Consider the following 25,400-nt stretch of genomic DNA (forward strand, 5'->3'; position numbering starts at 1 on the left):
TATAGGAGCGCACCGCAAAGAGCGGGTTATCGACATAAACGAACCTCCAGCGTAGTGGGTGTTTGTGATGTCTCCGTGGGCTCCATGAATACCGACAACAGGTTGGCATTGCGGAATTCAGCCGCCTTACTGAGCTCAAGATAGTATTGACCGCCGCTGACGATTGCTTCGCGGCGAATCCATACTTTGTCTCGGGTGCCATTGTCATAATAGACGATGATATAAAAGTCTTTTACGTCGCGGTCGCCAATACGAATGTCCAGATAACCATTGTAGCCACCCAATGAACGCCGCCCTGCCCCGGTATTACTGAGCAACTCAATACGCTCTGCCGCTTTCAGGCTACTACGCTCCTGTCGCTTGCTGAGAACGGTTTCACCCTCTGCGCACTGCCCTTCAATGGCGGGAATCAACTGCCGATACATTAGCGGATCAGCCAATGTGTAGTTGGCCGGCAGCTCCCAGAGAATCAGCTTGGGCGGCGAATCGGGCGAATAACTAGCCGAATTCAGGTACTCAACCACAGCGCCATACTCACCCGCACCAGGCCGCGCAAAATTAAGCAGATCGATGCTCAGGTACTCCTTGAGAAAACCGTCGAAATTGAACTGTTTGTTTTCTTCATCACGGGCCGCCGAGTTACTGGTACCCAGCAGAATCACCTCGGGGTCGGGTTGCTCATCAAAGAGCGCGTTGACGTCGTTTACAGCAGGTACCGTGCGATAACCCGGTACATATTGAAAACCAAAATCATTACCACACAAGCTGCCCAGCGCTAGATTCAGCGTGCCATCCTTATACTGTGTCAGACCTTCTTCAGTCAGGTACTGCTTGTTGCTAAGTTGAGGGTAGATTGGCTGCTGCAAAATGTAGTCAGCAACCAGTCTGGCAGTTGCGCGCGCGCCGTCAGATGTCCAGTGGTGATCCCGGCGAAAGAAGTACTCCTGCTGTGGCGGATGGTCCAACAACTGGGTCAGATCTGGAACCAGAGCTCCGGCATGGCGTAACTGAGCAAGATAGGCGTCGTAATTATTACGAGCCTGCTCATAATCAAAGCCCATCGCCCTGTCCGGGCGCACCTTATCACGGTGCATCAGGCCGCGAGTCGGCTGCAATATCATCCCCAGCTCGATCCCCTTGTCAGCCAACGCGGCGATCAAGCGGGCATACTCGCTAGTCATATTACGGGGCATGCCAAATGAGTTGGTAAGGTCCACCTCGGAGCGAAACAACCAGCGATCCTTGCCCGGCGTAAGCTCTCTCATCAACTTCATATTGCCTTCCAGGTAGCTGTCCGGATCCTGCATCGCAGGACATAACAGGCAATCAAGATCCGTACAGTCGCTATCAGCCGCTGCGTTGGCACTCGGTGCTAACTGCAGTGCAAACAATAGTGCGGTATATCGCATGAACGGAGTCAGCACGTATCTCATCCTTTTTTTGCGGTGAATCATTGGCTGGCATCGATACTGTTTGCCACCGCGAGCCCGCGATATCCACCGCCCTCCGGCAGCAACGCATAGCTGTAGGAGCGCCCCTTACGCAGCAATTGCTCCGGATAAGCCACCAGGTTTCGCTCGCCGGCATAGGCGGCAAAAGCGATTTTCACCTCATTCACCATACGGCTGCCGTTCTGAAAAGGCGGACGACTATCCACCACAGGCGTTTTACCATCCACCGTGGTCAACGCGGCATCGGTGTCTGTGAGGTTGTAGAAAACGATCTGTGCGCGTGCTGGCTCATTCACTACATCGTCAGTCAAGAGTTCCAGCTCGCCATTACGATAGAGCACAGTGCTCGCGGTATTGGCCTTGAGCTCGACCTCCAGAGCCTGCCCTGCAACCCCAATCCGATGAGTACCCGGTTCAACAAACCGATAGCCACCAAACTGGCTGGCACCGACTCGCTGAGCTGACGTTTTGCTGGTCAACGTAACCTCTACTCCGGCGTCACTCAGATTCATCAAGCGGATGAACGCGGAGTTAGCTGGTGCCACGGCGTCATACAGATCGGCATTGGCATCCTGCGCCAGGGCGTTCGCACACCCAAAGCCTGCCCAGAGCATCAACAGCGCCGCAAAACATCGAGTCGCACGCATCATTATTTCCCCTTCCCTGATCAAAAGTGTGTGGAATTCTGCTGGTTCTTCATCCGCCAGGTGGTGCGCTGAGCAAGCAATGTGCGCACCGGAAACTCCCATATCACAGTGGTGAGTCCCGGGTCTTTCAACGCGTCGCTGGCAAGAAATTCATCCATCGCCTGAAAGGGTCCCTTGGCTTCAACCGCGATACTCAGCATGTCACTCTGCAATGCTTCCTTGAGAAAGCCGACAAAGTTCCAATCATCAATTCGGCTGTAACTGGTGCCCACCAGCATCAGGTTCTGCTGCACCTCCCCAAACAGCGCATCAGCCCCTGTGCGCTGCTCGCTATCCAGCGTTTCGTAAAGCTGGATATCAACAGGCACGAAATATTGCGGCTTTAGTCGTGGATCAAAATTAAGAAAATTAACCAGATCCCCTTTCACCGCCTTGTTGCCGGACACCGCACTCGCATAATGGCGGGCACCGATCAGCTCAGGGTGTTGGCGTGCCAGCTCCATTGCCGCTAACCGGGCGCCATCAGGGCTCCAGTGAGTGTCGTTGCGCAGAAACATATCCTGCTCATCGACCGCCGCCATAAAAGTGGCTCGCACAGGACTAACCACCACCTGCTGTTGCTGCAAGCGGCTGACAAACTCATCGTGCAGACCCAAAAGCTGATCAGAGGGCTGTTCCAGCGCATGGCGCCGTTCAACGTCCAGCTTCAAGGGGACTGGCAGTATGATCAGTTGTTTGCCCGACGCCTCCAGGGTTGCACGCACCTTGGCGATCTGCGCCAGCTGATCATCCACATTGCCGAGCAAATCATTTGGAACCAAGTACTCCTGGTTAGAGAACAACCAGCCATCACGACCAAATACGGCACCGCTGGTGCCCTCATGAAACAGCAGATATTGCACATTGGCCCACTGCTGCACCGACGCATCGCGCAAAAAAAGTCGCTTGTCGTAGAAGGTCTCAAACTTGCGCAGCAGCTCGCCGTCAAAAAACATATCCATGCTTTGCGTCTGATTGCGCGCAAAGTTGAAAACCGCCGGCAATGAATAAGCGAACATACCCACCAGCATTAGGATGAACATAACTCCGTTGGCCTTACTGGCTGTTTTCATCACGGGTAGCATGGCGATCGGTCCTAGAATTGAAAGTACAGGAAAGGCGAAAACGAATTGGCAGCCAATCGCGTGATCGCCAATGCAAAACCAAGCCAAAGCAAGAGAGCATTAACACCTTGCACATGCTGCATAAAGTAAGGTTGCTGCTTGTCAGCGTAGTACCTCAGATTGACGTTCCCTGCGATTGCCGCCCACGCCAGACCGACCAGTACGAAACTCATCGACATCACTGATGCGCCGTAAATATAGCTCGCTACGTTGCCCACCCCGTTCATACCGAGCAGACCGGCATAAATATCCAGGCTATGCCGCAAGTCGCCAGTGAAAAACAACGGCATGCTCAGGGAGATCAACACAAAGGTGCGCGCATTGCGCCAGGCGTTGTAGGGCGTGGTGATTTTTGTCGCGATGCGCAACCGCCGCTCCACTACCATGCCAACGCCAAAGAACAAGCCCCAAAAAATAAAAGCGAAGCTCGCCCCGTGCCACAAGCCCGACAACAGCATGGTGTAGACCAAAGCCAGCATTGCTCCCGCGACGCGCTTGCGTACCAGCGGCAGATAGACGTAATCGCGCAGAAAGTCTGCCAGGGTCATATGCCAGCGCTGCCAGAACTCCGTAATACTTTGCGCCAGAAAAGGCTGATTGAAGTTCTCCGGAAACCGAAACCCCATCATCATGCCCAGCCCAATGGCCATATCGCTGTAGCCTGAAAAATCGAAGTACAGCTGCACCAAAGACGCCAGCAAGCCAATCCAGGAGTCCAGCAGCTGCGGCTCGCTCTCACTGATAAAAAGCAGACTCATTGAAGCCAGGGAGTCGGCAATCAATACCTTTTTGATAAAACCCAGCATGAAACGGCTGGCGCCAAGGGAGAACAGCTCAAGTGAATGAACTCGCTCGCGAAACTGCTGCTCCACCAACTTGTAACGCACAATCGGGCCAGCAATCAGTTGCGGAAATAAAGCGATGTAGGCAGCAAAGTCGATAAAACTGGTCGTCGGTTCGGCCTGCTTACGATAGATATCGACGATGTAGCTCAGCGCCTGAAAGACATAGAACGAAATACCCAGCGGGAGAATGATGTGCTCCAGCGTAAAGGTATTGATCCCCAGTGGCTCCAGCACACCGGTAATCACATCCACGCCAAAGTTGGCGTACTTGAAATAACCCAGTGTAGAGAGGTCGCCAATGACGCCCAGTGTTAGCCAACGGAAAGCAACCTGCTTGCGGTCCGCATCCAGAGAAGCCTTGATGCGCAGACCAAACCAGTAGTTCCAGTAGGTAATGGCAACAAACAGCAGTAAAAAATCAGGGCGCCACCACGAATAAAAAAGATAGCTGCCCAGCACAATGACCCAGGAGCGCCAGCGATTGCCCACGGCGTAATACACCAGCAGAAACAACGGCAGGAACAGGAACAGAAATACGTTGGAACTGAAGACCATCGCCGCGCGCCCCTGTCAGTAACGCATGACGATGCTCAGCGTCAGCTGATAATCATCGTCCAGGTCGCCTGTGGCCGGGCCAGCAAAAAAGTAGCCCGCACTGACCAGCGTGTTCATATCAAATTGCCGACCAGCGTACGCCAACGGGAAACTCTGCCAGTAATAGTTCAGGTCGAGAACCTGACCGATCGACTTGCTGCTGGTGTCCTGCGGCTCGTTGCTGCGAATCGGCAGGGCTCCATTGCTGTTACGCAAACGCAAGTCGCTCACGCGCATATCCAGCGAACTGCGGGCAGTTGGCTGAGTCTCTACACCTACGCCGTAATAAAGCAGGTTACGCATGTCCAACCGAACAAAGGAGCTAACCAGCCGTGTGCTGTAGGTTTGCTCATTGATCAAACGGTCAGACTGAATGCGGTTTAGAAAGAAGCCATCAGCGTCGTTGCTCGGCTTGTCTGTCAATCCTGAGCGCAGAACCACCCTAGGTTGCCATGGCGCGTCATAGAAACGCCGGCCGAACTCAGTCAGCAGCGCCCAACCGCGTATATCAGTGTCAGTAACGCCAGACGCATCAATGTTGTCGCGCGTACCAACGACGTTGGCAAACTCGATATGGTAGTCGCTGATGAGTGGCGTGCTCAGGAGCTCACCGGTAGCAAACACGCCATAGCGCCAGCCACTGAAATCGGTAGGGTCGTCAAGGGACTGGTCTGAATGATCCTGCTGATAACTCAAGCGAACGCCCGCCCATTGGTTATCTCGCCAACGCCAGGCGTAGTCGCCCAGCGCGTTGTAGATCTTCTCGTCACGGGCATCCAACTCATTTACTTTTGAATTGTAGTTATAGAACTTCTGCCCAAAAGCGAAGAATCCGCGGGTGAGACTATCGGTATAGTCAAAACGAACCGATTCGAGCGTGTCGTCCCACCAAAGCCCGAGCTTGTCAGCGTAGCGCTGACGCCCGGCGGCAATAGAAAAACGCGGATCATCATCCAGCAGGTTGCGGCGCACATAGAACTCGCGTAGCTCTGCATTAAAACCTTCAATATTATCCCGATCGTCTGTGCTGAAGGCACTCGAATTGGTACTGGAGTCGTAGGCTAACCAGCCACGGGTGAAAACCTCCCACTGCGACCAGCGCTTCTCGGGCGAGTACCAGATAAACGTCGGCTCATAACGCAGGCTATAAAAGCTCTCACGGTCGGCACCAAGTTGAGACTCTGCCGGCCCATAACCGGTTTGCAGGGTAAACTTGTGCCGTACTTCCGAGGTAATGATCTCCTCGGAAAAAGGCAACGCTGGCAATGCAGCACTCTCTTCTTCTGCGGCTAGCAATAATGTCGATACTGAAAAGAGGAGGCTGCCACTTATCCCCAAAATCGCCAATCCCTTCATATATCAAGCTCCCTAAGAATATCGACACGCATAGCATCTGCGCGCGCTCGTTCGTCATCCGTTAACTGAACAGCCAGCTCCTTCATTAAGCTGCGAGCACGCTCAACGCCCAGTTCATAAGCAGCTCCGGCCAATGCATAAGCGCGTGTTGGGTCATTACAAATTGCCGGACCAGACGCATAAATACGCGCCTGACTAAAATAAGCAGAGGGCGCATCAAGCTTGGCAACATCCGCAAATATGGCCAAAGCACGCTGTTGGTCTGGTTCGTCCAGCCCCCCTCGACTATATAAATCGCCCAGTAGCGCATAACCACCAGGCTTACCCTCGGCGATCATCTGCTGAATAAGCTCGTGTGCCTTGGCTGGGTCCAGGGTGCTCCAGTTAGTCACCATCAGTGCAGATACGCGGAGCCTTTTCGCCCGGTCGGGATCCTGCTCAGCGACCTCATCGATCAACTGCATGGCTTCAGCACCGCTGAAGTTATCCGGATAAGAGCTCATGAAATAAAAGCGCGTGGCCATGGCCGGAACCCACTTGCGAGCGGCGGCATCATTAATCCAACCCAGCGCTTCACGGCGCAGTGCCTCAGAGGCAGCGATAACGCCAGGCTGTTGCGGCTCCAGCTTAGTCTCAGCGGCTAACGCCTGCCGCCGCCTTCGCTGCTCGGCAATGCGCTCGTCGGCGCGCCACAGATCGGCTATACGATCGAGCACAACGCCAATATGGTGTACCGATGCCGCCGGCATTGCCGTCATTTGCGGTGCCAACTGCTGAGCAAAAAGCGGGAAGAGTTCATTCTGCCTATCAGCCAGAAAGCGGTAATAACGCTCAACCGCACGCTCATCCACCAACACAGCCTGACGATAGAGACGATCGGCTTTTTCTTGTTCGCCCTGTTGCCCCGCCAGTACAGCTTGGTATAACTCAGTGGCACAGTTGATCAGGCAGGAGCGCCGATGCAACTGAATCAAATCAGCTGCCAACCCGGGAGCAAACAGCTCTGGGTAGATAAGAAAAATGTTCAGGCTGGTTGATAGCGTTTCCAGATCACGTTGTAGCGGATACTGGTTCAGCGCCTGCTGGAAATATGCTTTGTATCGCTTACCCCGGTACGCATCGTTTTCCATCATTCGAGCCATGGACGCCAGCGCTCTAACCTCACCACGGCCATCAGCAAATGACGCCTGGTAAAGCCTCACGCGCTCACGCTGCGTTCCACCGCCAGTGGAAGCAAGAACGTCGCCCAGAACCCGCATTGCCGCCAAGTCACCATGAGCAACCAACACGCGCAGGTCCGCCTCTACGCTGGCATAGGGATTTTTAAACAACGCATACTCTATTTGGCTGAGACTTCTGCCTGCCAGTGCTGACTGGCTAAGCAGCAAGCTGCCCACTAAAACGAATGCGACTACCGCTATAGAGCTTCGCATAAGGGCTCCTAGCGCAGCTCTTCGATGGCATCAAGCGCAGGCATACCCGGTAGGCCCAGATGGAACTGCACCCACACCGGCTTCTGATAATCTGCCAGCGACAGCGCTGTTTCCGGCTCAATCTTGAGCACGACCATCTGATCCTGATTCACTGAAGCAGAGATAATCCGTCCATCAACAGTGGTATCTGTGCCATAGACCTGCAGACTAACCTTACGTGTGCGGAAGAGCTTGTCGAGCTGTTCATAGGGCACGCTGGCCGTCACTGTCATCGGCTGATCCTTTGGCAGCAACTGCATCAAAGGCTCACCCTTGTAGCCAAAACCATCAAGTCTGGCGCCAGAGTAATAAACCGTGCAGTCGCAGGGGCTGGAAATCACCGTTTCAATATTGGCCCGGCCCAGTAAGGCTTCAACATCATCCGGCGCCAAGTCCATCATCGCGGCAATATCGGCCGGCGAGCTCAAACGGGTGCTCAGCTGGGTAGAGATACTGGCAACCGGCTGCCCCAAGCTCACCTCGGTTTGACCTTCAGGCACCAGGTAGGTGACGTTGCCGTTGTCCGGCATGTTGATCGCATAGGCACTGGTCGTCACCGACGCCTGTGCTGCTGGCATACGGAAAAACAGCGTATACGCCTTGAACAGCACATACAGCAGAGCGAGCACTCCAAGCCCAAGGAAAATCAAGGTACCAAGCCCCGCGCGCAGGCGCTGGCCAAAGGTACGCTCAAGCTGATACTTCTGCTTGCGCTCCTTGATGTAGTTTTCCCGCTGCATCACATTGAACAAGCCATTGATGTCAGCAATTTCGCCAGACATATAGGACGAGATGATGTAGCGCAGAATATCGGCCTTTTTCGGGTCAAGATCGACAAACTGAGTACCCACAATGCCATCCTTTTGCGACAGCACTTTGATCTTGGCCTTGAAGTTCAAGTCAACGCGGCTTAGCCCTACGTTGATGGCCACATCATAAAGGCCACCGACCTCAAGGGGCTCGGCACAATGAAGTCCTAAACCGCCCAGCGAAATATCCTGAACATCACAGGCGATCGGCTCGCCCTTGCTGCCAAACAGCTGCGCCTTGGCGGGAATCCGGGTACGAATGTGCTGACGCTCATCGATTGCCTCATGGACAACCTTGTCTGGAAGAACCGAAGTGCTCATATCCTATGGCCTTATTTTCAGAGTTGAGATACATCCAAAAGAATCGAAATGACACCAAAGAAGATGGCGATGGATGACATCAGCATCGCTTTTGAAGTCCATTGGTTCAGCGTCACATCGAAGTCCACGCCGCCACTCAGGGTGGTTTTCTGTCGCGTCCAGCTTTGTCGATCCATGTGGAACATTGAGTAAACCTTCATCACCGATCCCACTATCTGGTTGTAATACAGAACAAACGGATACAGCGGATCAACCGGGTGCCGAGTGAAGAAAAACAGCACCGTCACCAAAGTGCGTGATAACAGAATCCAGAACAGGTAAATCATCAGGTATTCAATGCCAAATACCAGCCCCGCTACGACCGACCCCGACAGCCCCACAAGACAGGTCCACATAGACACGCGCTGGTCATAGAGCACGTAGCTGGCGAATAGCCCCAGACGACGAAAACCCAGTTCTCGCGTAGCACGGAAATTTTGCCGTAGAGAGTTGCCGTACCAGCGATACATGAGCTGGCGGGTCGCACGGAAGAAATTGCTATCCGGTGGATGCTCAACGGTCAGAGTGTGGCTGTCGGGTACGTAATAGGTATCCCAGCCGGCACGCATCAGGCTGAACCAGGAAGACTTGTCATCCCCGGTGAGAAACTGAAAGCGCCCCAGCCGCCAATGATCAAGAAAGTCGGCTTCAACATCCTTGATGAACTCGGGATCCGTCATCACCGAAGCGCGGAAGAAGGAAAGACGCCCGGTCAACGTCAGCACCCGGCGTGACAACGACATCGAGCACATATTGATATGCCGCTGGACGAAGCGCATGGTGTGCCACTCTTTCATCATGCGGCTGCCTTCAACGGCGCAGAACTCGTTGGTCGTAACACCGCCAACGCTGGGCATATACGCGAACAACTTGGCAGCCCGATCGATACAGCCGGGCAACATAATGGTATCGCCATCGACTACACCAACCACTGCACCGTCAACCGGCATACGACGTGACAAGGCACGAAACGCATGTGCCAAACCATCACGTTTGCCAGTGCCCCGCGCACGTATGATCACCAGGCGGATGTCATCTCGCTCGGACACGACATCGCGCATGATCTGCTTGATGAAGTTTTCGTCCGCCTTCTCAACGATCGAGGCAATAACCGTGCTCGCCACCGGCAAACGCTGCAGCTCCTCAAACACCGAGCGGTAGACCTTGTAGGTCGTTTCCGTTGGGATACGAAAGCTGGTTACCACCATGTACATGTGTGTTGGCAGCGCTGCATCGCCCATACGCTCGACCGCACGCCTTACGCGCGGAAAGCGCCAGTGCAGGAAGTACATACCTCGCATGTAATGGGTGAAGGCATTGCTATAGCGCCAGACCCCCAACAAGCCAATAATAAAAATAAAATTCTTGTGCGCCGGATCCAGATAACTCGGATCAACCATATTCGACGCCAGCGCGATCAGCGCAAGTAGAAAAATCCACCCGCACCAACTACGAATACCCGGCTTATGGAAACCGGGGGCCGCATACTCAGGCGCCTCAGCGGGGACGGCTCTGGACTCATCCATGTAAAAACCTGCTCCTTGGTTTACTGGCTCATTGCCGGAGTGCGTCCGTAGACATCATCCAACCGCTCGATATCGTCTTCACCGAGATAGCTACCAGACTGTACTTCTATGATTTCCAAAGGGATTTTCCCTGGGTTGGATAAACGGTGCACCGAGGCGATAGGAATGTAGGTTGACTGGTTTTCGGTCAGCAAAAAGGTCTTCTCATCACAGGTCACCTGAGCGGTACCACGCACAACGACCCAGTGCTCAGCACGGTGATGATGCTTCTGCAGCGACAGCCGCGCACCCGGCTGAACAGTGATGTGCTTGACCTGAAAGCGTTCGCCCAGATCGACCGAGTCATAGCTGCCCCATGGCCGAAAGACTTGTACGTGGTTGTTAACCTCATCGCGCTCATCCTGAGTCAGCCGCCCAACCACATCCTTGATTTGCTGCGTCTTGTCGCGATGAGCAATCATGACCACGTCGCGCGTCTCAACTACTACCAAATCCTCAACACCGACCATGGCAATCATTTTGCTGGTGGCGTGCACATAGTTGTTCTTCGCATCCTGTAACAGCGAGTCGCCCACCACTACATTGCCCTGCTCATCCTTGTCCTGCACTTCCCACAGGGCAGACCAGCTACCTACATCAGTCCAGCCCGCGCTCATCGGCACGACACAGGTCGTTTCTGTTTTTTCCAGTACGGCATAATCAATCGAGTCGTCGGGACAAGAAGCAAACGCCTCGGCATTGATGTGAATGCGACCCTCTTCACACAGGCTACGATCCAGCGCCAGGCGGCTGGCTTCAAGAATGTCAGGGGAATAGCGCTCCAGCTCCTGCAGGTAGGTGCTACAGCGAAACAAAAACATCCCGCTATTCCAGCAATAGCCGCCGTCTTCTACGTAGGTCTGAGCGGTCGCCAGATCAGGCTTCTCGACAAAGCGCTCTACCCGCATCGAGCCAGCGACAGGGCCACTGTCTCTGGCACCCACCTTGATATAACCGTAACCAGTCTCAGGTTTATGCGCTGGCACACCGAATAGCACCATGGCGCCGTTTTCAGCTGCCTCGCGTGCGCATTCCACAGCAACATTAAACGCAGTTTCATCGGTAATCAGATGGTCAGCAGGCAGTACCAACAGCAACTCGTCACGGCCTTGCCCAATCAGGTGCATCGCTGCCAGCGCTACCGCAGGCGCCGTGTTACGACCAAAGGGTTCCAGCATGATCTCCTGCGCGCGCACCTTAATTTGGTTCAACTGCTCATCGACGATGAACTTGTGTTCCTTGTTGCAAACAACGATAGGCGCCTCAATACCCGGCAACTTTAAGCGCGCTAACGTTTGTTGGAACAACGTCCGCTCACCAGTCAAGGCATGAAACTGCTTAGGGAACTGTTTACGTGACAACGGCCAGAGGCGTGTGCCACTGCCGCCCGACAAGATCAATGGAACCATAGCGCTCTCCCAGTACTTATTCGATTATCGTTCTCGCGCAACAGCACTTGAACGTACAAAGTAATCTCGTGGCACACGCTTAATGACTGAGATCGACTACAACTTGTACTGTTACGAAGCCCAGTTAAGACAATGAGTTACCAGCAAATCCCTTCAAGCCCATCCGCACTTGAAGTCTGCATAAAGCCAACTAGATCGATAACGTGTTTATCTTTATTGGGTTCATTAACCAAGGCGGCGAACTGCGGATCGCCGTTACCTAATACCAACACTTCGGAGTCAGCTATTAGTTGCTGCAAGTCGGTATGCAACAATGAGGAAACATGAGGGATTTTTGATTCGATATATTCTTTGTTAGCACCAAACACACGCGCATACTCAACATTCTCGTCGTAGATGCGCAGTTCGTAGCCTTTACCGATCAGCTTTTCGGCCAACTCGACTAATGGACTTTCACGCAAGTCATCAGTACCTGCTTTGAAACTAAGCCCAAGCAGACCAATACGCCGTTTACCCTGACTTGCTATCAAGTCAAAGGCACGCTCTATCTGCTTGCTATTACTATCCATAATACCGGCGAGCATCGGATGAGGTACATCCAACTGGCCAGCCCGATAGGTCAAGGCACGCACGTCTTTGGGCAAGCAGGAGCCGCCGAACGCAAACCCAGGCTTCATGTAATAGGCGGAAATGTTCAGCTTGTGATCCTGGCAGACGATATTCATCACTTCGCGCCCGTCTACCCCGCAGGCCTTGGCGATAGAGCCAATCTCATTGGCAAAGGTCACCTTGGCAGCATGCCAGACGTTGCAGGTGTATTTGATCATTTCCGCTACCGCAATGGTTCTGCGGAAGATAGGCGCATCAAGCTCCTGATACAGCGCTTCAAGCTCATCACCGGAGGCTGTATCCAGCTCACCAATCACCGTCATCGCCGGGAAATCGTAGTCCTTGATGGCCGTGCTTTCGCGCAGAAACTCTGGATTAACCGCCACGCCAAAATCAATACCAGCCTTCTTGCCTGAGGTCTCTTCCAGAGCAGGGATTACAACGTTGGTAACAGTGCCAGGTAAGACGGTACTGCGGATAACGACAGTATGGCGCTGCGTTTTGTCGCGCAGGACTTGGCCAATCTCGCGGCATACCGCATCCATATAAACCAGATCCAGATCGCCGTTTCGCTTACTCGGCGTCCCGACGCAGACCATAGACAGAGTAGAGTTGAGTACCGCTTCCTGCACGTCGGTACTACCGCGCAAAAGACCCGCCTGCACACCAGCCTGCAGCAATTCGCCCAGCCCTGGCTCTACAATCGGAGATTTACCCTGATTGATCAGATCAATCTTGGTTTGTGATACATCAACGCCAATAACATTGTGGCCACGGGACGACAAGCAGCCGGCACATACAGCACCCACATAGCCCAATCCAAAGATACTAATTTGCATGTTCGATCACTCCATAGCTTAACGAATACGTGGCAAGTTAACACTTGCGCCCCCAACTTCCGTGTTGGTTTTATTATGCAAACCGGGTTCAATTTTTTTTACGAGCCTGGGTGAGTGGCTCTTTCGTTGCGAAAAACAATGCCTTCAAATGTTTTGTTATGCAAGCCAGATCACAAAAACGGACATTGTTTTTATCTATAACTCGTTAAAACCGCTACAGAAATTTGGCGTCATAATTAAAGCGCTTGCTAAGACTCTGAATTAATTAAAATAAAAAACAGGACCAGCCTGATAACGAGACACAAAGCAAGCATGACCATACATACCTCATGAACCAAAAAAAACCCCGACGCATAGCGCCGGGGCTTTTTTTGACCATAGAGTCAGCTATATTCAGCTTAACTAGAGCTCTGGTTGGTCGATTAAGCGCCAATAAGGTCCCTTAATACGTAATGCAAAATGCCTCCCGCCTTGAAGTAATCAATCTCGTTACCGGTATCAATACGGCACAACACCTCGAAATTGACCTTGTCGCCCTTGCTGGTGGTTGCCACCACCTTGAGGGTCTGGCCCGGCTTCAAATCGTCATCGATACCTTCAATGTCGATCAGCTCGTGACCATCCAGCCCCAGGTTAGCGACACTCTGCCCATCCTTGAACTGCAGCGGCAACATGCCCATACCAACCAGGTTGGAGCGGTGAATACGCTCAAAGCTTTCTGCCAGCACAGCCTTGACGCCCAGCAGATTGGTACCCTTGGCGGCCCAGTCGCGGCTGGAGCCAGTGCCGTACTCCTTACCCGCCAGCACGACCAATGGCGTGCCATCCTGCTGATACCGCATGGCCGCATCGTAGATCGACATCCGCTCGCCGCTCGGCGTATGAATGGTCTCACCGCCTTCTTCGCCGCCCAGCATGCGGTTACGAATGCGGATATTGGCAAAGGTGCCGCGCATCATTACTTCATGATTACCGCGCCGGGAGCCATACGAGTTGAAGTCCTCTGGCTTCACGCCAAGGCTTTGCAGGTATTCACCAGCCGGTGAGCTGGCTTTGATGTTGCCTGCTGGCGAGATATGGTCAGTGGTAATGGAATCACCAAACACCGCCAGCACGCGCGCCTGATCGACGTTAACCAATGGCTTTAATGGCTGGTCAATCTCATCAAAGTACGGTGGATTCTTCACGTAGGTGGAATCATCCTGCCAGGCGTAGGTTTTACCTTCGCTGATCTTGATGGACTGCCAATGTTCGTCGCCGCTAAACACATCGGCGTAGCGCGAGCGGAACATGCCATCTTCAACCAGTGCCACCGCCTCGGCGATCTCAGCGTTGCTTGGCCAGATATCCTTGAGAAACACCGGCTTGTTGTCGGCATCCAGCCCCAGCGGCTCCTCGGTCAGATTCAGCCGTGTGTTACCGGCCAGTGCATAGGCTACAACCAGCGGCGGCGATGCCAACCAGTTGGCTTTCACCTGGGGATGCACGCGACCTTCAAAGTTGCGATTGCCCGAGAGCACGGCGGAAACCACCAGGTCGTTCTCGCTAACGGCGTGGGCGATCTCATCCGGTAATGGTCCCGAGTTACCAATACAGGTGGTGCAGCCATAACCCACCAGATTAAAGCCAAGCTGATCCAGATAATTAGTCAGCCCCGCTTTGTCCAGATAGTCGGTGACAACTTTAGAGCCCGGCGCCAATGATGACTTGACCCAAGGCTTGCGCATCAAGCCGCGCTCAATCGCCTTTTTGGCGACCAAACCGGCAGCCATCATGACACTGGGGTTGGAGGTATTGGTGCAGGAGGTAATCGCCGCGATCACCACCGCGCCGTGGCTCATCACGTACTCTTTGCCATCCACCATAATAGCGGCCTCGGCGTTTTGTGCGCCAACGGCGGTACCGCCACCGCCTTCACCTTCCAGGCGCGCTTGTTCCTGGTCTGCCGGGGCTACCTGCAGCGCCAGCAGATCGTCAAAGGCGCTGGGAATATCCGGCAAGGCGACCCTATCCTGCGGCCGCTTGGGCCCGGCCAGACTGGCAACCACTTCGCCCATGTCCAGGTGCAGGCTATCAGTAAAGGCAGGCTCATCGCCCGCGTCACGCCATAAGCCCTGCGCCTTGCTGTAAGCCTCGACACGTGCGATCACCTCATCAGGGCGACCGCTCAGGCGCATGTAATTGAGTGTCTCTTCGTCAATCGGGAAGAAGCCGCAGGTCGCACCATACTCCGGTGCCATGTTGGCAATGGTGGCACGGTCAGCCAATGGCAAATCAGCCAAGCCATCACCATAAAATTCAACAAATTTACCGACCACACCTTTCTTGCGCAGCATCTGCGTGACCGTCAGAACCAGATCGGTCGCCGTCATACCCTCGGGTAATTTACCCGTCAACTTGAAGCCGATAACTTCAGGGATCAACATTGAAACTGGCTGGCCCAGCATGGCTGCCTCCGCCTCAATACCGCCGACGCCCCAACCCAGCACACCCAAACCATTAACCATGGTGGTGTGTGAGTCGGTACCAACCAGGGTGTCAGGGTAAGCCCATAGCTTTCCGTCAACCTCTGCCGCCCAAACACTCTGCGCCAGATACTCAAGGTTAACCTGGTGGCAAATACCGGTGCCCGGCGGCACCACACGGAAATTATCAAAAGCCGTTTGGCCCCAGCGCAGAAAGGCGTAGCGCTCGCCATTACGCTGCATCTCAATCTCGACGTTCTCGTGGAAAGCATCATCGGTGGCAAAGTTATCAACCATCACCGAGTGATCAATCACCAAATCAACCGGTGAAAGTGGGTTGATTTGCTGCGGGTCGCCGCCAGCCTTGGCCACAGCGTCACGCATGGCAGCCAGATCGACCACGGCTGGCACCCCGGTAAAGTCCTGCATCAGAACGCGCGCTGGACGATATTGAATTTCGCGGTCAGAATGCCGAGCCTTGAGCCAATCCGCCATCGCCTGAATGTCGTCGCGGGTTACCGTTTCACCATCTTCATTACGCAGCAGATTTTCCAGCAATACCTTGAGTGATTTGGGAAGCTTATCGATCCCCTTCAATTGGTCTGCCGCTTTGCCAAGTGAATGAAAGTGGTATGTCTTGCCGCCGACATCCAGTGTGGAGTGCGTCTTCAAGCTATTGACTACAGACATTAAGATTTTCTCCTATCGGCCGATTAACTAGCCATCGGCACTTGATTGACCATACTTCTCTGAAAGCTTAGTTACACTTTTAGCTATCGCAGTACCGAATTGCAGCTATCGTTAAGGGCACAGGGCCATTATTAGAACTAATTACGTTGTAAAGCGGTTTTCACCGTACTGATGAATATCGAAGCCTGCAACCGGCGATCAAACACCACCACGTGCAAGCTGTTAACAGAGCATAGACAACAAAATGGGTGAATTACTCCCACCCAGAGCATCCAAGGACGCTTACATGCGTAACAACCAACCTGTCACCCAGCGAGAGCGCACCTTCCCTGAAGAGCAGCGCCTGATCTCCACCACCAATCTCAAAGGCATCATCACCTACTGTAATGATGCTTTCGTCAACATCAGCGGCTTCGAGCGCGAAGAGCTGATCGGCAGCCCGCACAACCTGGTACGGCACCCGGACACCCCAGCTGCGGTCTTCGGCCATATGTGGGGAGACCTGAAAAAAGGTCAGGCCTGGATGGGGATCGTGAAGAATCGTTGCAAGAACGGCGATTACTATTGGGTTAATGCCTTCGTTACGCCTATTTATGAGCACGGCGACATTCAGGGCTTTGAATCAGTGCGGGTCAAGACAACCGCAGGCCAGGTGCAACGTGCGGAGGCACTCTACAAACGCCTGAACGCAGGAAAAAAAGCGGTTCCTGCCGATTGGTCAGGAATAATGTTGCATGTCATCCCCAGCGCCCTGATGCTGGCCATCGGCGCCGGGGCAGGTGCAGCGCTCGGTATGCCAGGGGCTGCCTTGGGGCTGGTGCTTGGCTTGCCCGCTGGCCTTGGCCTCAAAGCTCTGCTGGACCAGCGCCTCAATCGCATTGTCGGCGCAGCAAGCAGCAGTATCACTGACCCTCTGCTCGCCCAAATGTATACGCCTTTCCAAGGCGCGCTCGGCCAGATCGAAATGGCCATTCACAGCCAGCAAGCTCGGCTGCAAACCTGCCTGACCCGGCTTGCCGACAGTGCCGAACAGTTGACGCGACAGGCAGGCGAATCCAGCAAGCTGGCAGCGCAAAGCAGTGAAGGCCTCTCGCAACAACGCAATGAGACAGATCTGGTCGCCGCAGCCATCAACCAGATGGCCGCTGCCACCCAGGAAGTGTCGGGCAATGTACAAAGCACGGCCAGCGCAACACGCGAAGCCATTGACCTGGTAATGCATGGCAAGACCGTTGCCGGCAGTGCACGGCAAGCGATTGAAAGCCTCTCAGCCTCCGTTAACGCCGCGTCTACTGTAGCCGACAAGCTTGCCTCTGACGCACGCGAAATAGGCACTGTCGTCGACGTAATTAAAGGCATCGCCGAACAGACCAACCTGCTGGCCCTGAACGCAGCGATTGAAGCGGCCCGAGCAGGCGAACAAGGCCGTGGGTTTGCCGTGGTCGCCGATGAAGTACGCGCACTGGCCAGCCGCACAGCGCAATCCACCGAGCAGATTCACTCGCTGATCGCCAACCTGCAACAGGCAGCCCAGGGCACCGTCGAAAGTATGCGCGCAGGCAACGAGCAAGCCGATCGCGGCGTTGCGCAGGTCATCGAAGCTGACGATGCACTGGAAGGCATCCGCCTGGCGGTCGAGCGCATCAATGATATGGCCGGTCAAATCGCCAGCGCTGCAGAGGAACAAAGCAGTGTCGCAGAGGAGATCAACCGCAACGTCACCAATATCGCAAGCCTGGCTGACACCACCTCAAATGAAGCGCTGCGCAGCGCAGACCTCAGCAGCGAACTGGCCGCCACCGCGCAGCAGCAGGTTAACCTGGTTGAACGCTTTAATCGACGATAAAGCCAAACTGGCGCGCAATCCCGCGCCGGTAGTAATGACCAGCCGAAAGAAGAGCAGGCTCTACTGCTTTTCGTCAGATATAGAACGCTGATTGCCAGACAGACCGCCCCCGGTCCTCAGTTTAATAGGTAGCCGGATTAAACAGGCGACAGCACCAGACCAAGGATATTCCCCCGCCCCCATGCAGCAATGATAAACTCGCAAACTTTGCACCTGTATCAAGGACATCGTTATGTGCGGAATTGTTGGCGCTATTGCTCATCGAGACATTACCCCCATCCTGCTTGAAGGTCTGCGCCGTCTGGAGTATCGAGGCTACGATTCCGCCGGTGTCGCGGTGCTTAGCGACAGCCAGCAGCTGCAGCGCGTACGCGCAGTGGGCAAGGTAATCGAGCTGGAAAAGGCGCTCGCCGCCACCCCAGCCGCAGGTCACATGGGTATCGCTCACACCCGCTGGGCCACCCACGGCAAACCCGCCGAGCATAACGCCCACCCGCACCTGTCCGCCGGACTGGCTGTGGTACATAACGGCATTATCGAAAATCACTCGCCACTGCGCAAAAAGCTGATCGAGCTAGGCTATGTATTCACCTCAGAAACGGATACCGAGGTAGTAGCCCACCTGCTAGCCCATCACTACCGCCAAAGCCAGGACATGCTGACCGCCTTCCGCGCCACCCTGGATGAAATCCACGGCGCCTATGCACTGGCCGTCATCCATGAAGCCGAACCCAATACCCTGTATTGCTCGCGCATGGGCAGCCCTCTGGTTATTGGTGAAGGCAGCGGCGAGCGGTATCTGGCATCCGATCCGCTCGCCCTGCTGCAGGTCACAGACCGCTTCCGCTATCTGGAAGAAGGCGACTACGCCCGTATCAGCCTGGACCAGTGCGACGTATGGGACCGCAACAAACAATTGGTCGAGCGGCCCATCACGCGTTACGAGCATGCCGCACATAGCCTGGACAAGGGTGAATACCGTCACTTCATGCTCAAGGAAATCTTCGAGCAGCCGCAAGCCATCCGCGATACGCTGGCTGGCACCCTGGGCGATGACCATGTGCTGACCGCCATACTCGGGCCCGATGCTGAAACCCGTCTGAACGATATCGCCAACATTCATATTGTGGCCTGCGGCACCAGCTACCACGCAGGGCTAGTCGCACGCTACTGGATAGAGGCGCAGGCGGGCATTCCCTGCCAGGTCGAGGTCGCCAGCGAATACCGCTATCGCACGGTAGTGGTGCCCGCCAACACCCTGCTGATCACCATTTCGCAGTCCGGTGAGACCGCCGATACCCTGGCAGCCTTGCGCTATGCCAAAGACCAGGGCTACCTCGCTACCCTCGCCATCTGCAACGTAGCAGGCAGCTCACTGGTGCGCGAAGCCGACTGGCGTCTGCTGACGCACGCAGGGCCGGAAATTGGCGTTGCATCGACCAAAGCCTTCACTACCCAGTTGGTCGCCCTACTCTGGCTAACCACGGCCCTGGCCCAGGCACGCGGCAAACAGGAATTTGTCGCCCGCAATGTCAATGCCCTGCGCGATCTACCCGCCATGGTGGAGCAGGTACTGACACTGGAACCCGCAATCACCGCATTGGCCCAGCGCTTTGCCAACAAGCATCACGCCCTATTCCTTGGCCGTGGCACCCACTATCCCATCGCGATGGAAGGTGCGCTCAAGCTGAAAGAAATTTCCTATATTCACGCTGAAGCCTACGCCGCTGGCGAGCTCAAGCACGGGCCACTGGCTCTGGTTGATGACGACATGCCAGTCGTCAGCGTCGCGCCCAGTGACAGCCTGCTGGAGAAACTCAAGTCCAACCTGGAAGAGGTCCGTGCACGCGGCGGTCAGCTGATCAATTTCGCCTGCGAAACCATAGAGCCGACCTCAGACGATACGGTCCAAACCATCAGCCTGCCCTGGGTCGAAGAATGCGTATCGCCGATACTCTATACTTTGCCACTGCAGCTCCTCAGCTACCATGTGGCTCTGGTGAAGGGCACGGACGTCGATAAACCACGCAACCTGGCCAAGTCGGTAACGGTTGAGTAACGCTAGCGCCCAGCAGCAGGCACTGACGCAAGCCAGACAGACAGAGGCGGAGAACTGATGGATACCAATAAAACCATTCTGGTAACCGGCGGCGCCGGCTATATCGGCTCACACACCTGCATCAAGCTGCTGGAAGCGGGCTACACCGTCGTGGTGCTGGACAACTTCAGCAATAGCTCCCCAGAAGCGCTGCGCAGGGTCGAAGACATTACCGGCAAAATCACTACTCTGGTTCAGGGTGACATCAACGACCTGCCACTACTCAACCAGCTGTTCAGTGATCATGCCATCGATGCGGTCATTCACTTTGCCGGGTTAAAAGCGGTCGGCGAGTCGGTCGCCGAGCCGCTGCGCTACTACCACAACAACGTGACCGGCACCCTGACGCTATGCCGCGCCATGCAGGCAGCAGGTATCAACAAGCTGGTGTTCAGCTCGTCTGCTACGGTATACGGCGATCCTGCGTCCTTACCTATTCGTGAAGACTTTCCGACCAGCGCGACCAACCCTTATGGCCGCTCTAAACTGATTATTGAAGAGATTCTGCGCGACCTGCACCACAGCGCGCCAAACTGGGACATTGCCCTACTGCGTTACTTCAACCCGGTGGGCGCTCACCCCAGCGGACGCATTGGTGAAGACCCGGCAGACATTCCAAATAACCTGCTGCCCTATATTGCCCAGGTAGCGGTGGGTCGGCGTGAGTATCTGAGTGTGTTTGGTGGTGACTACGACACTATCGACGGCACCGGTGTACGCGACTATATCCATGTTATGGACCTGGCAGACGGCCACGTTCGCGCCCTCGAATGGCTGGAGCGCGAGCAGGGTATCCAGGCCTTCAACCTGGGGACCGGAACGGGCTACTCGGTTCTGCAAATGCTCAAAGCCTTTGAGCAAGCCTGCGGCAAGGAGCTGCCCTATAAACTGGTAGAAAGACGCGCCGGAGACGTAGCAAGTTGTTATGCCGACCCGGCAATGGCCGCAGAGGTACTGGGCTGGTCAGCCGAACTCGGTCTTGAAGCCATGTGTGCCGACGCCTGGCGCTGGCAGCAGCAGAACCCCGATGGCTACCGTTAAACGCGCCTGAAAGCCGAAAGCGCGCGCCAGCAAACGCAAAAAGGCCACGACATGTCGTGGCCTTTTGTTTGCTCAATGCAGAGCGCTATCATCTTAACTATTGGCAAAATGCTCCAGCGCTGGGCCAGCCAACCGATAACCAACCCATTCATCCTGCGGCTTTGCGCCAATGGATTGATAAAAGTTGATCGCAGGCTCATTCCAATCAAGCACACTCCATTCAAAACGCCCACATTGCTTAGCTACCGCGATCTTCGCCAGGTGCTTTAGCAGCGCCTTACCCGCACCCACACCTCTGTATTCAGGCGAAACGTATAAATCTTCCAGGTACAGGCCATTCTTGCCAAGCCATGTTGAGTAATTAAAAAAGTAAACCGCATAACCGATAGGCTGGTTATTGCTGCTACAAATCACGGCATGCGTCGGTGAGTCTTGAGCAAACAATGATTTTTTTATATCGGCTTCAGTCGCAATGACTTCATGCTCAGCTTTTTCATAAATGGCAAGTTCTGTAACAAACCGCAGAATCAACGCTGAATCGTCAATCGTTGCTTCTCTAATATCAACACTTGGCACTTGGCACCCCAATTAACAGTGACTATAAATACGAACGATCAACCCTGGCGCTGCTCGTAAATCAGATCGACGATACCATGTCCAGGCTGATAGCCCTGTACGGTGCTCAGCAACAATGCACGTACATCATCATAGGCATCGGTATTAACCGCCTTATGCATAGCATCCAGCACCGCACGTAACTCGCTCCAGGCCACAAAATCCTCGTTAGCACGGTGGATTTTCGGGTGCGCAGTCGGAGATGGGTTATCCCCCAGCAGCAGCTCCTCGTAGAGCTTTTCGCCTGGCCGCAGCCCCGTGTAAGTCATCGCAATATCGCCGTTGGGATTGATCTCGTCACGTATGCTCATACCCGACAACATCACCATCTTGCGGGCCAGCTCAACAATAGCCACCGGCTCACCCATATCCAGCACAAAGACGTCGCCACCCTGCCCCATCGAACCTGCCTGTACTACCAGCTGAGCCGCCTCAGGGATCGTCATGAAGTAGCGCGTAATATCAGGATGGGTAATGGTAATCGGCCCCCCGCGCGCAATCTGCGAACGAAACAGCGGAATCACCGAACCCGATGAACCCAGCACATTGCCAAAGCGCACCATGGTAAAACGCGTGCGATTAACCGAGCGAATACGGCTCTCGTCGCCCCACAAATTCGGCGCCTGTTCAGCGCTCAGCGCTTGCAAGACCATCTCTGCCAGGCGCTTGGTTGCGCCCATCACATTAGTCGGCCGAACCGCCTTGTCAGTGGAGATCAACACGCAGTTCTGAACCTGGCAGCGGATGGCTGCCTGCGCCACTTTTAGCGTGCCAAATACATTATTCATGATGCCTTCAGCCACGTTGTGCTCAACCATCGGCACGTGCTTGTAAGCAGCCGCGTGATAGACCGTGTTAACGCCCCAGGCAGACATGGTGTCTTCCAACCGCACACCATTGCGTACCGACCCCAGAATCGGCACTAGGAGCACATCCAGCTCGTTCGCACGAATCCAGCCCTGCAACTCGCTATGAATGGCGTACAGGCCATATTCGTTATGCTCAAACAAAATCAGCTTGCGGGGTGAGGCGTTGATAATCTGCCGGCACAGCTCACTACCGATAGAGCCACCTGCGCCAGTGACCATTACCACCTGGTCACGAATACAGAATTCCAGCAGCTCGTCTGCGGGTGCGACGGGGTCACGGCCCAACAGGTCAGCCACGTCGATTTCCTGCAGATCGTCTACTTTCACCTTGCCACTCGCAATGTCCATAATGCCGGGGATACTGCGCACGTGTAGCGGGAAGGGTGCCAACCGGTTCAGGATTTTCTGCCGCGTCGAGCGCGAGGCCGAGGGCACCGCCAACAGAATCTGCTGCACGCCCGTCTCCGCCATCATGCGCCCCACCTGATTGGACGAGTAAACAGTCAGGCCCGCAATCATCCGCCCTTCCAGGCTTGGATCATCATCAACAAAGGCCCGGGGTTTGAGCGTACGCCCAACACGCAAAGACGCCAGCAACTGATTGCCCGCTTCCCCGGCACCAAAGATGGCCACGGGCATACCGCTGTCATCCTCCCGGTTGGCAGCCTTGGCACCTACGCCGCCGCCAATAAGCCAGTCACCCATAAAGTACTCGCGCGCAGCAAGACGCAGCCCGCCAATAAACAGCAGGCTTAACGACCAGTAAGAAAACATCGCCGCACGCGGAAAGAGCACCTGCCAGCCGTTATCGCGGCCAATCAGCACAGCCACAGCCAATGCGGCAAAAGCCAGGGTCACAGCCTTGAAAATATCGATCAGCGCCTGGTTGCCAAAATGGCGCATCACCGCCCGATACATCCCCGTCTTGATATAGATAGGCAATGCCAGTAACGGTGCCAACACAAACAACCACAGCTGCTCAGTCGAGGGAAATAGCCAATCCTCTTCTCCGCCCAGGCGCAGGAATAGCGATAACCAGAGAGCGCTCCAAATGAGGATGATATCCACGGTAATTTGAAGAATGCGCTTTTGCGCATAACTCAAACCAATCAAGCGCTCCTTGAACATTTAACTCTCCACCAGGCCAAAAACAGCTTGGCATTATAAAGAATAGAACAGGGCGCAGGGGCGCTATCTGCTTGCGCCCTGAAAAGTCTTTGATGCCCGTCTCAAACGGCGTTACTGAGCAGAGATCTGGGCAACCAACTCGTCCGTTTTCTCCTGCATCAGGGCCGCGTCGGCACGGCTTTCCACATTCAGACGGATAACCGGCTCGGTATTAGAGGCACGCAGGTTAAAGCGCCACTCGGCAAACGCGACACTCAAGCCATCCACATGTTCTATGCTCAAGGCCTTCTCTGCATACAGCGACTCAATACGCGCCAATACCGCTGGGGCATCAGAGACCGTCAAATTGATCTCACCCGATGAAGGATAGGCGGCAATGCGCTCGCGCACCAACTCAGACAGGGATTTGCCCTTGCGGCAGACCAACTCGGCCACCAGCAGCCAAGGAATCATGCCACTGTCACAGTAGGCAAAATCGCGGAAGTAATGGTGCGCACTCATTTCGCCACCATAGGCTGCGTCTTCTTTACGCATGCGCTCCTTGATGAACGCGTGCCCGGCCTTGGTCTGCACGGCAACACCACCGTACTGCTCAACCAGATCAATAGTGTTCCACACCAGGCGAGGGTCATGCACAACGCGCGCGCCAGCCTCTTTCTGCATAAAGGCTTCGGCCAACAGGCCAACAATGTAATACCCCTCAATGAACTCGCCGTGCTCGTCAAACAGAAAGCAGCGATCAAAGTCGCCATCCCAGGCGATACCCATATCAGCGCCATGTTGCTTCACCGCGTCGCCGGTTAGCGCACGATTTTCCAACAACATCGGGTTGGGAATGCCATTCGGGAAGCTACTGTCCGGCTCATGGCAGATCTTGATCAACTCTACCGGCATACCCGCTTGCTTGATCGCCTTCTCCAGCGCATCGACCGCCGGACCGGCAGCGCCATTTCCGGCATTCACCACCAACCGTAGTGGCGTAAACAGCGCAGGCTCGATGTAGCCCATCAAGTGCTCAATGTAGGCATCGCGCAGATCCAGTCGCTCGTACTTACCGCGTTTGTCAGCGGGAACGCTAGCGTCCACACCATCAACCAACGTAAAAGACATGGACTCCGCCAGCGCACGAATATCCGCCAGCCCGGTATCTGCCGAGATGGGCCGAGAGCCTTCGCGCACCATCTTAAAACCGTTGTAATCAATCGGGTTATGCGAGGCCGTCACCTCAATGCCGCCATCCACACCCAGATGGAAAGTCGCGAAATAAACCTCCTCGGTGCCCACCATGCCGAGATCAAGCACATCGACGCCCTCATCGCGCAGCCCGTTAGCCAGGGCCGCTTTAAGGCCCGCCGTGCTCTCACGTATATCGCCACCCAACACAATACTGGTGGGTTTAAGCCACTGCGCAAAGGCGCGGGCAATACGGTACGCGATATTTTCATCCAGCTGAGTGCCCAGCTGACCGCGAATATCATAAGCCTTGAAACAGGTAATGTCGGACATGAGTTTTCCCTGAAAGAGTTAGC

Annotated in this window: 17 protein-coding genes; 3 read left to right on the forward strand and 14 right to left on the reverse strand. The window is 54.8% G+C overall.

Annotation, left to right across the window (positions count from 1 at the left end; translation table 11 throughout):
- Positions 1-26 precede the first annotated feature (26 nt).
- The 11 genes from H4J77_RS10790 to acnA form a co-directional block, all read right to left on the reverse strand.
- Positions 27-1,433, reverse strand: coding sequence for an alginate O-acetyltransferase AlgX-related protein (locus H4J77_RS10790; protein ID WP_404940769.1), 1,407 nt, complete (start codon positions 1,431-1,433; stop codon positions 27-29).
- 17 nt (positions 1,434-1,450) lie between these two features.
- The gene (locus H4J77_RS10795; protein WP_259364809.1) at positions 1,451-2,101 is read right to left on the reverse strand and encodes an alginate O-acetyltransferase AlgF; all 651 of its coding nucleotides are present in this window, start codon (positions 2,099-2,101) and stop codon (positions 1,451-1,453) included.
- Between the two features lie 17 nt (positions 2,102-2,118).
- The gene (locus H4J77_RS10800; RefSeq protein WP_259364810.1) at positions 2,119-3,180 is read right to left on the reverse strand and encodes an alginate O-acetyltransferase; all 1,062 of its coding nucleotides are present in this window, start codon (positions 3,178-3,180) and stop codon (positions 2,119-2,121) included.
- Between the two features lie 53 nt (positions 3,181-3,233).
- Positions 3,234-4,661: an MBOAT family protein gene (locus H4J77_RS10805; RefSeq protein WP_182248325.1), complete on the reverse strand. Its 1,428-nt coding sequence runs from the start codon at positions 4,659-4,661 to the stop codon at positions 3,234-3,236.
- A gap of 15 nt (positions 4,662-4,676) precedes the next feature.
- Complete coding sequence (locus tag H4J77_RS10810) at positions 4,677-6,056, reverse strand: alginate export family protein (RefSeq protein WP_182248327.1); 1,380 nt, start codon at positions 6,054-6,056, stop codon at positions 4,677-4,679.
- Positions 6,053-7,489 carry a sel1 repeat family protein gene (locus H4J77_RS10815; RefSeq protein WP_182248329.1) on the reverse strand — a complete coding sequence of 479 codons (1,437 nt, stop codon included), beginning with the start codon at positions 7,487-7,489 and terminating at the stop codon, positions 6,053-6,055. Before H4J77_RS10815 ends, H4J77_RS10810 begins: the two co-directional genes overlap by 4 nt.
- A gap of 8 nt (positions 7,490-7,497) precedes the next feature.
- Positions 7,498-8,658, reverse strand: a complete 1,161-nt coding sequence (locus H4J77_RS10820) for a PilZ domain-containing protein (protein WP_182248331.1) — start codon at positions 8,656-8,658, stop codon at positions 7,498-7,500.
- 17 nt (positions 8,659-8,675) lie between these two features.
- Positions 8,676-10,223 carry a glycosyltransferase gene (locus tag H4J77_RS10825; protein WP_182248333.1) on the reverse strand — a complete coding sequence of 516 codons (1,548 nt, stop codon included), beginning with the start codon at positions 10,221-10,223 and terminating at the stop codon, positions 8,676-8,678.
- A 20-nt stretch (positions 10,224-10,243) separates the two neighbouring features.
- Positions 10,244-11,671 (reverse strand): mannose-1-phosphate guanylyltransferase/mannose-6-phosphate isomerase, encoded by a 1,428-nt coding sequence (locus H4J77_RS10830; protein WP_182248335.1) that lies wholly within the window; start codon positions 11,669-11,671, stop codon positions 10,244-10,246.
- A gap of 137 nt (positions 11,672-11,808) precedes the next feature.
- Positions 11,809-13,119 (reverse strand): nucleotide sugar dehydrogenase, encoded by a 1,311-nt coding sequence (locus H4J77_RS10835; protein WP_182248337.1) that lies wholly within the window; start codon positions 13,117-13,119, stop codon positions 11,809-11,811.
- A gap of 422 nt (positions 13,120-13,541) precedes the next feature.
- Positions 13,542-16,274 carry an aconitate hydratase AcnA gene (gene acnA, locus H4J77_RS10840; protein ID WP_182248339.1) on the reverse strand — a complete coding sequence of 911 codons (2,733 nt, stop codon included), beginning with the start codon at positions 16,272-16,274 and terminating at the stop codon, positions 13,542-13,544.
- Between the two features lie 286 nt (positions 16,275-16,560).
- On the opposite strand from acnA, the gene H4J77_RS10845 reads away from it, so the two are divergent.
- The 3 genes from H4J77_RS10845 (at position 16,561) to galE (ending at position 21,259) form a co-directional block, all read left to right on the forward strand.
- Positions 16,561-18,120, forward strand: coding sequence for a PAS domain-containing methyl-accepting chemotaxis protein (locus tag H4J77_RS10845; RefSeq protein ID WP_182248341.1), 1,560 nt, complete (start codon positions 16,561-16,563; stop codon positions 18,118-18,120).
- 232 nt (positions 18,121-18,352) lie between these two features.
- Positions 18,353-20,179, forward strand: a complete 1,827-nt coding sequence (gene glmS / locus H4J77_RS10850; protein WP_182248343.1) for a glutamine--fructose-6-phosphate transaminase (isomerizing) — start codon at positions 18,353-18,355, stop codon at positions 20,177-20,179.
- 57 nt (positions 20,180-20,236) lie between these two features.
- Positions 20,237-21,259 (forward strand): UDP-glucose 4-epimerase GalE, encoded by a 1,023-nt coding sequence (gene galE, locus H4J77_RS10855; protein ID WP_182248345.1) that lies wholly within the window; start codon positions 20,237-20,239, stop codon positions 21,257-21,259.
- Between the two features lie 93 nt (positions 21,260-21,352).
- On the opposite strand, the gene H4J77_RS10860 is transcribed toward galE, so the two are convergent.
- The 3 genes from H4J77_RS10860 to H4J77_RS10870 all read right to left on the reverse strand — a co-directional run bounded on the left by H4J77_RS10860 (position 21,353) and on the right by H4J77_RS10870 (position 25,377).
- Entirely contained in the window at positions 21,353-21,835 is a 483-nt protein-coding gene (locus H4J77_RS10860) for a GNAT family N-acetyltransferase (protein ID WP_182248347.1), read from the reverse strand.
- Between the two features lie 38 nt (positions 21,836-21,873).
- Complete coding sequence (locus H4J77_RS10865; RefSeq protein ID WP_182248349.1) at positions 21,874-23,871, reverse strand: nucleoside-diphosphate sugar epimerase/dehydratase; 1,998 nt, start codon at positions 23,869-23,871, stop codon at positions 21,874-21,876.
- Between the two features lie 111 nt (positions 23,872-23,982).
- Complete coding sequence (locus H4J77_RS10870) at positions 23,983-25,377, reverse strand: phosphomannomutase CpsG (protein WP_182248351.1); 1,395 nt, start codon at positions 25,375-25,377, stop codon at positions 23,983-23,985.
- Between the last annotated feature and the right edge of the window lie 23 nt (positions 25,378-25,400).

Origin of the sequence: Pseudomonas sp. 5Ae-yellow, assembly GCF_014077575.1 — a bacterium.
Lineage (GTDB): Bacteria > Pseudomonadota > Gammaproteobacteria > Pseudomonadales > Pseudomonadaceae > Halopseudomonas > Halopseudomonas neustonica.